The organism is Acidiplasma aeolicum, assembly GCF_001402945.1.
Lineage (GTDB): Archaea > Thermoplasmatota > Thermoplasmata > Thermoplasmatales > Thermoplasmataceae > Acidiplasma > Acidiplasma aeolicum.
In genome coordinates this window covers 1-13621 of the sequence record NZ_LKBG01000001.1, presented here as the reverse complement: position 1 = coordinate 13621, position 13621 = coordinate 1, and the positions used below count along the sequence as shown (strand labels likewise).

At 32.7% G+C, this 13621-nt stretch carries 14 protein-coding genes and 1 tRNA gene; 5 read left to right on the top strand and 10 right to left on the bottom strand.

The genetic code is table 11. The features are described 5' to 3' along the window. Positions 1-143: 143 nt before the first annotated feature. Positions 144-2048 (bottom strand): glycoside hydrolase family 15 protein, encoded by a 1905-nt coding sequence (locus AOG54_RS00075; RefSeq protein ID WP_048101772.1) that lies wholly within the window; start codon positions 2046-2048, stop codon positions 144-146. Positions 2049-2155: 107 nt separating this feature from the next. Here AOG54_RS00075 and AOG54_RS00070 point away from each other — a divergent pair. Then, positions 2156-2229, top strand: a tRNA-Lys gene (locus AOG54_RS00070). 178 nt (positions 2230-2407) lie between these two features. After that, on the top strand, positions 2408-3571 hold the full coding sequence (locus AOG54_RS00065; RefSeq protein WP_048101773.1) for a DNA recombination protein RmuC: 1164 nt from the start codon (positions 2408-2410) through the stop codon (positions 3569-3571). Here the strand turns inward: AOG54_RS00065 and AOG54_RS00060 are convergent. The 6 genes from AOG54_RS00060 to AOG54_RS00035 all read right to left on the bottom strand — a co-directional run bounded on the left by AOG54_RS00060 (position 3559) and on the right by AOG54_RS00035 (position 8571). Next, positions 3559-3843, bottom strand: coding sequence for a DUF357 domain-containing protein (locus AOG54_RS00060; RefSeq protein WP_048101774.1), 285 nt, complete (start codon positions 3841-3843; stop codon positions 3559-3561). The two genes, AOG54_RS00065 and AOG54_RS00060, sit on opposite strands and share 13 nt — an antisense overlap. A gap of 459 nt (positions 3844-4302) precedes the next feature. Further along, positions 4303-5520, bottom strand: coding sequence for a translation initiation factor IF-2 subunit gamma (gene eif2g, locus AOG54_RS00055; protein WP_048101775.1), 1218 nt, complete (start codon positions 5518-5520; stop codon positions 4303-4305). Between the two features lie 2 nt (positions 5521-5522). Further along, the gene (locus AOG54_RS00050; protein ID WP_048101776.1) at positions 5523-5906 is read right to left on the bottom strand and encodes a 30S ribosomal protein S6e; all 384 of its coding nucleotides are present in this window, start codon (positions 5904-5906) and stop codon (positions 5523-5525) included. A gap of 76 nt (positions 5907-5982) precedes the next feature. Next, positions 5983-6531, bottom strand: a complete 549-nt coding sequence (gene rdgB, locus AOG54_RS00045; protein ID WP_048101777.1) for an RdgB/HAM1 family non-canonical purine NTP pyrophosphatase — start codon at positions 6529-6531, stop codon at positions 5983-5985. 78 nt (positions 6532-6609) lie between these two features. Continuing rightward, positions 6610-8217: a bifunctional N(6)-L-threonylcarbamoyladenine synthase/serine/threonine protein kinase gene (locus tag AOG54_RS00040; protein WP_048101778.1), complete on the bottom strand. Its 1608-nt coding sequence runs from the start codon at positions 8215-8217 to the stop codon at positions 6610-6612. An 81-nt stretch (positions 8218-8298) separates the two neighbouring features. Then, complete coding sequence (locus tag AOG54_RS00035; RefSeq protein ID WP_048101779.1) at positions 8299-8571, bottom strand: HU family DNA-binding protein; 273 nt, start codon at positions 8569-8571, stop codon at positions 8299-8301. Between the two features lie 164 nt (positions 8572-8735). Here AOG54_RS00035 and speE point away from each other — a divergent pair, with 164 nt between their 5' ends. After that, positions 8736-9557, top strand: a complete 822-nt coding sequence (gene speE / locus AOG54_RS00030) for a polyamine aminopropyltransferase (RefSeq protein ID WP_052656781.1) — start codon at positions 8736-8738, stop codon at positions 9555-9557. On the opposite strand, the gene AOG54_RS00025 is transcribed toward speE, so the two are convergent. Genes AOG54_RS00025 through AOG54_RS00015 form a run of 3 tightly spaced genes read right to left on the bottom strand, consistent with a single transcriptional unit; the run spans position 9554 to position 11276 of the window. After that, the gene (locus AOG54_RS00025) at positions 9554-9925 is read right to left on the bottom strand and encodes a DUF3198 domain-containing protein (RefSeq protein ID WP_048101780.1); all 372 of its coding nucleotides are present in this window, start codon (positions 9923-9925) and stop codon (positions 9554-9556) included. The two genes, speE and AOG54_RS00025, sit on opposite strands and share 4 nt — an antisense overlap. 34 nt (positions 9926-9959) lie before the next feature. Beyond that, complete coding sequence (locus tag AOG54_RS00020) at positions 9960-10250, bottom strand: DUF5611 family protein (RefSeq protein WP_048101781.1); 291 nt, start codon at positions 10248-10250, stop codon at positions 9960-9962. A gap of 12 nt (positions 10251-10262) precedes the next feature. Then, positions 10263-11276: a TIM barrel protein gene (locus AOG54_RS00015; protein WP_054964273.1), complete on the bottom strand. Its 1014-nt coding sequence runs from the start codon at positions 11274-11276 to the stop codon at positions 10263-10265. 206 nt (positions 11277-11482) lie between these two features. Between AOG54_RS00015 and AOG54_RS00010 the strand changes: the two genes are divergently transcribed. Both AOG54_RS00010 and AOG54_RS00005 read left to right on the top strand, forming a co-directional pair. Further along, on the top strand, positions 11483-12385 hold the full coding sequence (locus tag AOG54_RS00010) for an NAD(P)-dependent oxidoreductase (protein WP_054964257.1): 903 nt from the start codon (positions 11483-11485) through the stop codon (positions 12383-12385). Positions 12386-12387: 2 nt separating this feature from the next. Further along, positions 12388-13506 (top strand): pyridoxal-phosphate-dependent aminotransferase family protein, encoded by a 1119-nt coding sequence (locus AOG54_RS00005; protein WP_054964256.1) that lies wholly within the window; start codon positions 12388-12390, stop codon positions 13504-13506. The last annotated feature ends 115 nt before the right edge of the window (positions 13507-13621 follow it).

The window sequence follows — 13621 nt, the reverse complement described above, 5'->3', positions numbered from 1 at the left end:
GGTTTTTTTAAGGTTATTAATTTAATATTTATTAACTTTGTTATATTGAATTACATTTGATTTAGATATCACACGTTCTATTGTTTTATAATATGAAATTTTACTTCAAATATTTTATTTTAAATAAAAACAATTGTAAATTTTTATTTTTGATTTATGGCATTTTTATAATTAATTAATGTAATTACAAACTGTGCATGTGACCATGTTAATGGGGATACTGAAAGAGGCTGACCTGTTATAGGGTCTATTTGCTCAGACAATATACCTGAGGCCTCACTATGATTCACAACCCATGAAATTAAATCTCTGGCCTTATCAAAATTTTTGATCTTGATATAGTAGTCCGCAAGCCATAGCGTCGTAATGATCCATGGATTTCCTGGAATATCATATCTGTTATCCCGTCTCTGATAAAAATCTTTTTCATATCTTGCCAGGCCACCTGTGTCAGGAACCCATAATCTGGAGACAATATTATTAACAGTTGATTTTATTGTCGGATCGTCTGGGGGCAGCACATCAAGGTTTATAAGTGATAGGACCGAGGAATCTGGAGTAAAGTCAATCTTCCCATTATTCATTGTTCTGCCATAATAACCAGTTAGATCAGAATAAAATGTTGACTTAAATGTCTTTAGCATTAAATCAGCCTTATCCATATATTTTTTTGAGAGATCTATGTCATTGAATATCTGTGCAAAAGCTGAGGCATATTTAAGTGCAGAATACACGGTGGCCACGGTATATGTGTTAATTCCGAATCTTTCTTCCCACAAATCAAAAGATTCCCTGGGAAGACCGTTTTCGTATGTAAATTCATATAGAAAATCTGCTATTTTTTTTATCAATTTTTCATAAAGATAAGATATATATTCTATATCCTTATAAACGGAATAATAATAATAAATGGCTATGATGACAAGGGCGGATTCATCCTCCTGTATTGGTAGTATTCTTTTTCCATTCATGTAATATGGAAGCCAGCTACTTGCTATTTTACCATCAGGATTGTATTTATGATAAAAATAACCATCATCTGATATTGTGGATATACAAAAATCAAAAAATAATTTTGCAGGGTCTCCGTGATCAGACATAATCATTGAAATAGCTGCATATGCCGCGTCTCTAGGCCATGAATAGTAATATGAGTCCATATTGCTTCTAAGGATTTCGCTATCGCTTGATGCCAGAACCGCGCCCTTATCATTAATATGTGACCTTATGATAAATAACGATTTTTTAAACATTTCATTCAATGAATTGTCAAGGTTAACCTGAAATTTTGACACCCATAATTCCCAAAAATTTTCAGTTCTCTTAAGCATTCTTTCCAGGTTCTCAACAGTTATCTCCTTTGATGTTTCAAGAAGTGATTTTAAATCTCTGGCTGCCAGTATATAATAATACAGTTCAAATGATGCTTTTGGGTCTATGGAAATTGTATGCCTAATTATTGAATCAACGGATCCGGTTGCAATTGTATTCATTGCAAGTTCACCATCCTCTGCATCCTTCCATGTACCTGCCAAACCATTAAAATCCTTTATTCCCACGGAATATTGATCAAAGGAGGTATTACCATCCAGGGTGGATATCATAAAATATCTCCTTCCCTTGTAATGTATTATAGAATTGTTGTATGGGTAATAAAAAGCTGTATCACCAATATTATTTCCGTATATTGAAAAATTCTGGTGGAAAAATAATTTAATTTTTTTAATCGTATCAGTTGTATTCAAAATCTTAACCTTTCTTACAAAGATATCCTCATAGATATCAACAAAATTTTGATCCTCAAAATATACGTCTGAAATTTTATATTTTGCAATTCCAATCATTGTATGATCAAAATAATCTTTGGAAATAAGGAAATTTTTGTTCATCCAGACAAAATTATTATCCACTGAAATACCATATTTAAACGGCCTACCACCACTATGATTCTCAGCCATTTCTCTTGAAAAATATATATCCGTAAGATTATAATCATTATTAAAGCTAACAAGCAATTTTCCATTGCCAATTGGTATATACCTTACCATTTACGGGTTATATTCAATACTAATATTAAAAGTTATTATTTTAAATGTATTAAACAGAGGATTATAATTATTAAAAGTTAAAATACTATTTTGTTATACATAGGTGTGGGTCCGTAGCTCAGCTAGGTAGAGCGATGGACTCTTAATCCATCGGTCAAGGGTTCAAATCCCTTCGGACCCGCTTAAATTTATAGCGTGATTTAAAAATTAATATTTTTATAAGGCAGATTATATATTTTATTTAATTAATTTTCTAAATTATAATTTTAAGTATATCATGCTTAACTATTTAATAAATTTACAGTATTTGTTGGACTAGGTATGACAAAGATTAAATTATTATATTAAATCCTATAACCATGCTAAATATAAATCTTCAGTGGTTTCTTTCAGGCATGGGTGCCGGTATTATTTCAGGCATTTTAATTTATTACGTTATTTCCAGAAAAACTATGAATTCAATGCTTGAAAAACTTAATATGAATTTTAAGGATGTCATTAATAAATATATAAATGATCAGAACAGTAATTTAATTAATACTGGTTCAATGGTATTTAAAAACGCCATTGAAACTGAAAGGCAGGAAAATGAGAAAAATCTTTTAAAAATAAGCAGTATAATTGAGCCATTAAAAGAATCTTTAAAGAGCTATAATGAATATTTAGAAAGTGCAGAAAAAAGCAGAAAAATGGAACTTGGGTCACTTAATAACAATATTGAAAATTTATATAAAAAGATAAACTCCCTTGAAACAGATACGAATAAGCTTGTATATGCATTAAAAAATCCATCCATAAGGGGGAAATGGGGAGAAATAACTTTAAGGAGGATAGTTGAAATGGCCGGAATGTCTCCCTACTGTGATTTTTCAGAACAAACAGCATCTAATGACAGTGAGGCAAAACCAGATATGATAATAAGAATGCCAAATAATAGGCGGGTAATAATAGATTCCAAAGTTCCAATGACAGGATATTTTGAGTACTTAGAAAATCCAGAAAATAAGGATCAACTGACCAGGTATGTATCCGCCTTTAATAACCACGTTAGAGAGCTTTCAAATAAAAAATACTGGGAAAAATTCAATAATTCTGTAGATTTTGTTATAATGTTTATACCTTTGGAATCACTTCTTGGTATAATAATGGAAAATTCAAGCAGTATAATAGAGGATGCTATATCAAAAAAGGTTATCATTGCAACACCCATAACCCTAATATCACTTTTATTAACAATACATATGGGATGGAGGGATGTTAACACATACAATAATTTTAATTCGCTTATTGCTGATGTAAAGGAATTTTATAAACAGCTGGATGATTTTACAGGTGCATTGAATGATTTATCAAGAAACATAAATAAAACTGTTGAATCCTTTAATAAGGCATCAAAATATTTAAATTCAAGACTTGAGCCTGTAATTGAAAAACTAATAAAAACAGAGATACCCAAAGAAGATAAAAACCTTAATATATATAGCGTTGAAAATAATGCTGATGAGGTTAATCATCTAAACTGAGTAAATAACCGGTAGTCCGGACCACCTGTAAATATTCCCAGCCTAATCCCGGAATCAAGCCAGCCATATGAATAATTCAATGCTGCAAAAGCATTAATTAAATCATTTTTTTCATAAAAATATCGTGCATCGTTGTAATAATTTTTTACCATTTCAAGGTGATCCGATGCTATTTGGTATAAATGCGACTCCTTTGGAACTGATATTTTGACCTTTTTTAGGGCCTCTTCCTCAATAGCAAAATATTTTTTAACACGATTTTCTAACTCCATGACCTTTAATCCAATAGAAAGTATTATTTTTTCTTATATATTTTATCACCAAATAGTTTTTAAATATTAATACTTAATAACTTATTATATTATACGAATAAAAATTTAGTATATAAATCAGTTACCATACATATTATCGATAATACTGATAACCATTTATACAAGTGATATATTATAAAAAATTCAATTTCTGAATAATTTAACGGAATATAGGTTTATAGGTTATTGGGTTTTATACAGGAAGGTTAAGCATTAACGAGAAAATAGCTTACAAAGGTGCATGTTAACATTGTTAGCAGAAACTGTAAACTGGTTGCAACATAGCTGATAAATTTATGAATGGCACAATATCTGCATTAATTATGCACCTTGCAATAATACCAATCGCATTTGTTTTATCCATGTCATGTGAAAAATATAGAAGCAATAAAAATGCATTGTAATAATCCAGAAATCATTTTATATATTTTTTATTGAACCATAACCGATTAAACGCCATCTATTTGAAATTCTTCTACCTATTGCGATTCTATCCCCAATACTTGCCGCAACCGGATATTTTAATGAAACCTCAACATTTCCATCTTTAATAGAGGTTATAACGCCGATGGTATTTGCAGTTCCCACTGTAAGCATTATCATTTCATTAATTTTTAATGGTTCAACCTTCTGCTCCTCATCAAAACCGACAACCCTTTTGAGCAGGTGTGAATCCATGGAGAGATTGAAAATTGTTTTTGGTACCTTCCCAATCCTTCCTATTACCCTACCTGTAAAGGAATCCCCCTTTGTTAAAAAGGGATCAAGTGTTGTTCCAACAGCCGCAAGGCCTCCGGGATATATTCTGTCATATGATTCGGATCCTGCCATTAATGATACTATTCTGGTGGTCATATTTTCCCAAACCGTTTTATTGCCACGGTTAATCTGTATACCTGGTGATATTTCTATTTCATCACCAACACTGAGCATGCCACGTATTAATGAGCCGCCAAGAACTCCGCCTTTAAGGTCTTTTATTTTTGTTCCCGGTTTATTTACATCAAATGACCTTGCAACATACATTATTGGATCATCATTCTCATTAAATTTCGGTGTTTTTATTATATTTTCAATAGCCTCCAGAACGACATCTATATTTGTGTTATGATATGCACTAACAGGAATTATTGGTGCATTTTCAGCTATACTCCCTTTCAAAAATGCCTTTATCTCATTATAACTTTCTATTGCCCTTTCCCTGGTCACAAGGTCTATTTTATTCTGAACAACAATAATTTCCTTTATGCCCATTATTTCCAAGGCAGTAAGATGCTCCCGTGTCTGTGGCTGGGGGCATTTTTCATTTGCAGCTATAACAAGAATGGCACCATTCATTATTGATGATCCTGCAAGCATTGTTGCCATTAATGTTTCATGGCCAGGAGCATCAACTATTGATATAACCCTTGAAAGTTCACACGAATCATTAATTTTTTTATTGCTATAAAAGACCTTGCCTTCAGCATTAACGCATTTATATATTGGTGTATCTGCATAACCAAGTTTAATTGATATGCCACGCTTAACTTCCTCTGAATGCACATCTGTTTTTTTGCCGGTTAATGCATATGTAAGCGTACTTTTCCCATGGTCAACATGACCAACCATTCCTATATTTACCGAAGGCTGTTGCATTTTTACTGTTCTCCCTCAGTAGTATTATTTTCTTCTAGTGGTTTTGGGCCATACTGTGTAATAACCAAATTAAGCTGGGCTATATCGGACCCTATAACATTGCCCCTGAATGTGACCCTTTTCCTTATTCCCTTTTTTGCCTTTTCTCCCCTTTCATAGGTTATTAATAATCTTTTTTTACCCATGATTGGAAGGTCCTTTCTCATGGGGAAACCGTCCTTTGCGCTTCCACCCGTAATTTTCATTTTGTACCCAGGCATATCAAAAAATATGCCATCTATTTCCTCACCGAGCCTTCTGCCTGTTAGAGAACCCAGAACATCGTCTGAAAATTCTTTTTTGTACGTTTTCCCGGTTTTTTTATCAGCAATAACTGCAACTGCCATAATATTTCACCATAATTTTTTGATTTATTCCCTATTATATGCTTATTAATAAAATTATAGATTTTTAAATCAAAGTTTAAACAATACTATTATCCTTTAAAAATGCCATGAATTTCTTTATGGCCTTACCACGGTGTGATATTTTATTTTTTTCCTCAATGCTAAGTTCAGACAGCGTTTTATTAGAGTTTTCTGGTACAAATATTGGATCATATCCAAATGCATGTCCACCATGTTCCACATCTGCTATTATACCTTTTAAAATTCCTGAAAACTGGTAGATATTATTCTTATAATAAAATGATATAACTGTCTTAAAATATGCTCTGGACCCTGATGCAAGTCGAACTATCAGAGAATTTCCAAGCGTATCATGGACATAGGATGCATATGGACCAGGAAAACCATTAAGGTTTTCAATATAAAGGCCGGTATCATCAATAAAGAATGGTTCATTTACCTGGCCTACCAGGCTTTCACAGCTCCAGCGGGAAATAAATTCATTGTCATTTCCCTGTACTTCTGGATATTCCATTTCTATCCATGAGATATCTATACCATTTTCTTTAAATTCTTTATATGCCTCAATATATTTGTTTTTATTATGGGTAACAAAATAAATCATAAATCCTAATATTAATATTGTTTAATTACTTTGGTTATTTATTGCAGGAAATAATATTTATGTATTCAGGCTAAATTTTCAAACATAGCGCCTTCTATCTGCTATTTCTTTTACAAGTGCAAGCACATCTTCTGGATTCTTGTAATATTTTTTATATGAATCAATGAATAATTTTTCTAAAGTTTTCCCATTTTCATAGAGATTTTTTAATGATTCGGTAAATAAGAATATATCATCTGCCAGATCTTCTTCCTTTGCAAGGTATTTTCCCATGCTTGGGTCTATTAAATATATCTGTGTTCCATTTATTATAATATTATTTGGATTTAGGTCTCCGTGTGAAATCTTATTATTATGCATTAATGCTATTGTATTTCCAAGCTTATCCATCAAATCCAAATAGAATTCCTTATCATGGTTATCATTTAGTGCCTGATTAAGCGTAATGCCAGGGATATACTGTATAGTTAATATATTTTGATATTTATCATAATCATAAACCATAGGTGATTTTATGCCTGCTGATTGGAGCTTATAAAGTATCATAAATTCATTTCTCGTTCTTTCATTTCTGATTTTTTTATCCAGCTTTTTGTTACGGTACGATTTAATTAACCGCTCCTTCATTATCACATCGCGCCCATAGAAATCCTTTCTGGTTATTTTGGATTCTGCACCACGATTTACACATGCCTCAATTTTTACTGATTTTATCCATGGAACCTCAACCTCGTCTATTCTGAATCTTTGATTTACCCGTGTTTCCATAATTTGCTGCCTGGCACCATTTTTATACATTAAAAGACCTGCCTGTGCTATCATGGCACCATTATCCATGCAGTATTTTTTATCCGTCAGGTATGCCTTATAGCCCGAACTTTCTGCCATTTCTAAAATCATGCTTCTAAGTCTATCGTTTCTTGCAACACCACCGGCAAGGAGAATTTCATTTTTACTGGTATAATAAAGTGCACGTTCAAGCACCTCAATAACCATTGCAAATGATGTTTCCTGTATGCTAAAACATATATCTTCAAGCCTCTCACCTGTCTCCAGATACCTTTTTGAGGCAGTATATATGCCTGAAAATGAGGTATCCATGCCCTTTACAGAATAGGGTAGGTCCAACAGCTTCCTACCCTTTAATGCAAGCCTTTCTATAACGGGCCCACCAGGAAATGGAATTCCAGAATCACGGGCAAACTTATCAAGTAAATTACCAAGACCTATATCCATTGTTTCACCCAGAACCCTGTATCTTCCTGCCTCATGTGCAATAATCTGGGTATTTCCGCCTGATATGTATAACATTATGGGATCTATGGCACCTGAAAGTTTTCTACCTATTTCTACATGCCCAAGGGGATGATTAACACCAAGTATCGGTATATTATATTTTAATGAAAATGATCTGGCGGCAACAGCAGCTATTCTCAGGCATGGGCCAAGTCCAGGACCCTGAGAAAACGACACAAGGTCTACCTTATCTGGCCCTATTTTAGCCTCCTCAAAGGCCTTATGCATAACATCCATTATTTTATCTGCATGGTGTATTGCAGCCTCTCTTGGATGTATGCCGCCATGATCAGGTATGTATGTTGATGATGCATTTGCGAGAATTCTTGAGTCATCAACTATACCAGCGCTAATCGTATGTGCTGTACCCTCTATACCAAGAACTATCATTTGATTATAATTACATTTTAATATTTTAACTTAAATTTATAAATATCAAAATGATAAATATTAAAATAAAAAATATGAAATTTATTCTTTGTATTTTATTTTTGAAGAGGCCCTAAATACAAACTTATCTTTAGCTGGAACCTGTATTTCTGCCTTTGTCTGTGGGTTTCTTGCTGTTCTTGCGCTCTGCTTTTTCCTTTCAAAAATTCCAAAACCGGCCAGGTTTATTTTTGCACCGTTATTTACCTGCTCAACTGTCTCCTTAAGGAATTCGTTAATTATTTCTGCTGTTTTTTTCTGTGTTATTCCGGTTTTCTTTGCTATGCTTTTTGAAAGCTCACTTATCCCTACCATTATTTCACCAATACCATTATATACATAGACATATTAAAATCTTTCGTTTACAATTTTATTATGTTATTGAAAAATCGAAGTTCTGGAATATTCCAAAAATATAATAAAAAAAATAAAATAAAAACATCTGCTAAGAATTATATATTGTATAACCATACACTACCATGAGATTAATAGAGAACTGGTTTTCAGAGAGATATTCAGAAAACTTGCAGCTTTCATTCAGGGTAAAGGATCAGCTTCTTTCAATCAAAACCGACTATCAGAGAATAGATCTTTTTGAAACTTATGATTTTGGCAAGCTTTTATCTATAGATGGAACTGTACAGCTAACTGAAAAGGATGAATATATTTACCATGAAATGATCACCATGGTGCCTTTTTATTTTAATAAAAGACCCAAATCAGCCCTGATTATTGGAGGCGGGGATGGGGGTGCGGCTAAAAGATTGGTTGATTTAAATTTTGAAAGGATAGTAAATGTAGAAATAGACAGAAACGTTGTTGACGTTTCCAAAAAATATTTCCCTGAAATAGCCAAATCTTTTGATAATAATAGGGTGGAATTAATAATAGGGGACGGTATTAAATATATGAAAAATTCAAATGAAAAATTCGATAGAATAATAATAGATTCAACAGACCCTGTGGGACCAGCAGAGGGTCTTTTTTCCAAAGATTTTTACAAGAATGTATCCGATCACTTATCAGATGGCGGTATAGTGGTGACACAATCTGGGTCACCATATTATCAGCCTGAGGCACTATCCATGGCAAATAAGGGAATGAAATCGATTTTTAATAATGTACTAACATATATTGCATTCATACCGACATATCCAAGTGGACTCTGGTCATTTACCATGGGTTCTAATAAAGATATGTCCATAAGGGATGAAAAAAAATCCTTTGGTAAATATTTTAACGAAGATGTGCTTAATGGCTGCTTTAAACTTCCAGAATTTGTTAAAAAATTGATTGACTAATTTTTTGTTTTTATATTCCACCTTTTTTTAACCTCATTAAGTTTGATTTTATAACTGCCACCAAATTTTTTAGAGATTTTTTCAAGTTCAGGCAAATTTTTTAGGAATATTTTTTTGCTTTCAGTATTTATCATTTTTTTAAACTTGAATATATCATTTACATAAGCTGAGGTTTCATACACAAAATATATGAATATAATAAATGATGCCACCAAAATCCAGTACTGCCAGCTACCCAATTTGCTTATATTTATTAATCTGGTTACTGATGGGTTTTGGAATACCAAACCGTTTAAAGATGCTATAAAAAATATAATAGAAACCACGGAAATTATTGTGAATAAAATAAATAATTTATCTTTTGCCATATTTACATTATGCTCCTTTGTACTTTAATTTTATTCATTTTGATAAAAGTTTTTTCCTCTCTTTTGCTGTGTAACCCGTAAGCTTCTCTATTAATGCATTGTAATTCTTTATGGTTTCCTGAGGTTTTTCATAGCTTGTATCTGTTTCTGTTATGGCAAATAATTTTTTGCCGTCAGTCCATAATTCTATCCTTTTAAGCCCAGGGAAATTGGATATTATATGTCCACCTTCCTCCTTTATGCCTCCAGCAAACTCTTGTAAAATTGATTTTATATAATCATTATCCATTTTAATTCCTTTTTTTACAGGATAATCTCTAACCATATTTAACCACCATTATGCCTTTTTGGCCAGTTTTTTCTGATATTTTTTTAACAAGGCACGCCAGTACATTAGTTCCATATACTGAGCATCGTGTTCAAGGAGTGGGGACATGGAAATTATGGTAACGTCCTGGTCAAGGTTAATAAGAACCTCTGCAAGGGTTTCAAATTTAAGGTCTCCGTGCTTTATTGCAGTAATTTTGGTTTCATTGCCATTATCATATTCCACTCCAGCGAATTCTGTATAAAGATCCCCCTTAGCATACTTTGAAAATGCAGATATTACATGGTCAAAATCTTTTGTTTCTATTAATGACCCGTTATTTAAGGCATGTATGTGCGGAAAATTTAGTATTGGTTCAACGTCACTTATTTTGTCTGCCAGTGTAAATAAATCCTTCTGCGTCCCAAAGATGTCCTTTTTCCCTGAGGCTTCCACACCTATATAAGGATACCCCTTCTCATGCGGGAATAGCCTTGCAAGTTCTGAATATATTTCATATGCCTTCTTAGAACTGCAATTTTTTGTTTTGCAATAAAATCCAGTATGTGTTATTATTCTTTTGGCACCCATTGCCCTGCCAATTATTAATGACCATTTTAAATGATTAAAAGACTTATCTGCAATCTCACCACCATTTAAAAGGTCCATATAGTAAGGTGAATGCATGGATATATCTATGTCAAGCTCTTCTGCAACCTGTTTTCCAATATTTAGGTCGTCATAATTTCTGGCCATATTCCAGAATAGTTCCTGAATAATGTCGTCTTCCTCTATAACTGTATCAGTACCAACGCTGTTATAATTTCCCGATTCGTCTGGCCGTAATACATCAACTATTATTGAGTCCTCAACATCCTTCGGATACATGCCTGCATAATCCATTGCCGGATCCTCACTTACATTAACCCTTAAAAGCTGAACTTCCAGTGAATTTAAACCCAAATTAGCAGTATCCTCTATAGAATCAACATATGTTCTACCTTTACTGGTTAGGGGTATACCGGCCACACCAAATTTAATCATTCTATAATTAATTAATTAACATTATTTTAATTTTTGTAATCAATTTAATGACCAGATAATTTATGAATTTATTTTAAGCTGTAAAAAATATTCAAAAATATACTTATTGGTAATATTTTATTTCTGATAGACTTAAAAATTTTAAATTTTTCTAAAATTTATAACGTTTAAACAAATTTTTATAAGCAATAATGCTATACCCTGTCATGGAAGGAAAAGTTCTTATATGTGACCCTGTGGATAATGTGCTTATAGAAAAACTAAAATCAAAATTTAATGTTGAATATCAGCCCGAAATTAACCGTGATAAGCTTCTATCAATTATTAATGATTATAATGTTGTTGTTGTGAGAAGCAGAACAAAAATAGATAGGGATATTATTGACAGGGGAAAAAATTTAAAAATAATCGCCAGGGCTGGCATTGGCGTGGATAACATAGATACAGATTATGCAGAGGCGAAAAATATAAAGATTGTTTACGCTCCAGGTTCCTCAACCGAAAGCGTTGTGGAGATTACACTGGCAATGATGGTTATGGGTGCCAGGGATCTTGTTAAGGGCATTGAAAACACCAGAAAAAATGATTTTACAAAGTTAAAAGGCTTTGAGCTTGCAGGTAAAACCCTTGGCATTCTTGGATATGGAAGAATTGGCCATGCAATAGCAGATGCCGCCAGGGCATTTAACATGAATTTTATTGCATATGACCCATATCCGGTTGAATACCAGGACTTTGTTAAAAAGGTTACCCTGGAGGATTTGCTAAAAAATTCTGATGTTTTATCCATAAATGTAACAATGAGAAAGGATTCACCATATATATTAAATGACCAGGAATTATCAATGTTAAAAAAAGGGGTTATTATTGTTAATACATCGAGGGCAAATGCAATAAATGGCAGGGATATGCTTAAGTATCTCAGGGATGGCACAATAAAATCATTTGTTTCTGACGTTTTCTGGCATGAGCCTGCAAGGGAGGATTATGAATTTGAAATGTTAAAGATGCCGAATGTGCTTATAACCCCACATCTTGGGGCCCAGAGTGCAGAGGCTCAAAAAAGAATTGCAATAATGACCGCAGAAAATATTCTAAAAGAGTGGTAAAAATGTTATTAATACCTGGACCGGTTGAGGTACCGATATCTGTTCTCGATGCTGCCACATATCTTGATAATCACAGATCCTCGAAATTCCGAGAGATAATGGCGGAAAATGAGGAGATGCTTAATTATCTATCAGGTGCATATAAAACTGTCATGGTAACAGGATCAGGAACACTTGCTGTTGAATCAATGGTATTTTCACTTATAGATACAAACAAAAAGGTTCTTTCAATAAGTTATGGAAATTTTGGAGAGCGCCTTATAGATTCAATAAAAAGAAAAACAAAAAATGCAGAGTTTGTAAATTATAATGAATTGGATCCGGAAAGCCTTATTAAAGATATACAATCAAGAGACTACGATTATTTATTTTTGGTGCATAATGAAACTTCAAACGGCACAGCATTGTATAATATAAAGGAAATTGTAAAAATAGTAAAATCAAAAAATGCCAAACTCTTAATAGATGATGTTTCAGGATATGCAGGATACAATTTAAATATGGATGGTATATATGCAATGGCCACTGGCAGCCAGAAGAATATAGCATGTGTTCCTGGAATAGCAATAATATTCCTATCCAAGGATGCATACAATGATGTAATGGAAATGGATATGTCAGGTGTCCCATTTTATCTTGATTTAAAAACATCATTAAAATTCCTTGAAAAAAATGAAACGGCATATACACCTGCTACAGGGATATTTAATGCGCTTAACGTTGCATTAAAAATATTAAAGGATGAAACCATAGAAAAAAGGGCAAAACGCATAGCTGCATCCTCTGAGTTTATAAGAAAAATGCTTAATCAGAATAATATACAGATATTTGGAAATTCAGATACATATTCAAGTACTGTGGTGTGCTTTTATGATAATAATAATAGTGAAAAGATTAAATTACTTGCCGAAAAAAATATAGTTGTTGCCAAGGGCATGGGAATGATATCGGGAAATACAATTAGAATTGGAACCATGGGCATGATAAATGATGTTTATATCAAAAAATTCCTTGATGCATATTTTTCTTTAAGCAATATTAATGAAACAATTGACGAGAATGATATACCAAAGGAGACAAGACTTCCAGAATACCTTTACAAGGAAATGAACCTAGCATAAGTTTATAATTATATTATAATTAAATTTTATATTAAATTAAATTTTTTTTAGTCCCCCAAGTCCTTTAATTCCTTATTTGAAAACAGTATCTCCCTCAATTCCCTATCAAGCTGCG

What these genes read in the sequence shown, in the direction of transcription:
- AOG54_RS00025 (WP_048101780.1), bottom strand. Translation starts at nt 9,925, where the DNA reads ATGGCAAAAGATAAATTATTTATTTTATTCACAATAATTTCCGTGGTT.
- AOG54_RS00040 (WP_048101778.1), bottom strand. Translation starts at nt 8,217, where the DNA reads ATGATAGTTCTTGGTATAGAGGGTACAGCACATACGATTAGCGCTGGT.
- AOG54_RS00010 (WP_054964257.1), top strand. Translation starts at nt 11,483, where the DNA reads ATGGAAGGAAAAGTTCTTATATGTGACCCTGTGGATAATGTGCTTATA.
- AOG54_RS00060 (WP_048101774.1), bottom strand. Translation starts at nt 3,843, where the DNA reads ATGGAGTTAGAAAATCGTGTTAAAAAATATTTTGCTATTGAGGAAGAG.
- AOG54_RS00075 (WP_048101772.1), bottom strand. Translation starts at nt 2,048, where the DNA reads ATGGTAAGGTATATACCAATTGGCAATGGAAAATTGCTTGTTAGCTTT.
- AOG54_RS00035 (WP_048101779.1), bottom strand. Translation starts at nt 8,571, where the DNA reads ATGGTAGGGATAAGTGAGCTTTCAAAAAGCATAGCAAAGAAAACCGGA.
- AOG54_RS00005 (WP_054964256.1), top strand. Translation starts at nt 12,388, where the DNA reads ATGTTATTAATACCTGGACCGGTTGAGGTACCGATATCTGTTCTCGAT.
- AOG54_RS00065 (WP_048101773.1), top strand. Translation starts at nt 2,408, where the DNA reads ATGCTAAATATAAATCTTCAGTGGTTTCTTTCAGGCATGGGTGCCGGT.
- AOG54_RS00015 (WP_054964273.1), bottom strand. Translation starts at nt 11,276, where the DNA reads ATGATTAAATTTGGTGTGGCCGGTATACCCCTAACCAGTAAAGGTAGA.
- rdgB (WP_048101777.1), bottom strand. Translation starts at nt 6,531, where the DNA reads ATGATTTATTTTGTTACCCATAATAAAAACAAATATATTGAGGCATAT.
- speE (WP_052656781.1), top strand. Translation starts at nt 8,736, where the DNA reads ATGAGATTAATAGAGAACTGGTTTTCAGAGAGATATTCAGAAAACTTG.
- eif2g (WP_048101775.1), bottom strand. Translation starts at nt 5,520, where the DNA reads ATGCAACAGCCTTCGGTAAATATAGGAATGGTTGGTCATGTTGACCAT.
- AOG54_RS00020 (WP_048101781.1), bottom strand. Translation starts at nt 10,250, where the DNA reads ATGGTTAGAGATTATCCTGTAAAAAAAGGAATTAAAATGGATAATGAT.
- AOG54_RS00050 (WP_048101776.1), bottom strand. Translation starts at nt 5,906, where the DNA reads ATGGCAGTTGCAGTTATTGCTGATAAAAAAACCGGGAAAACGTACAAA.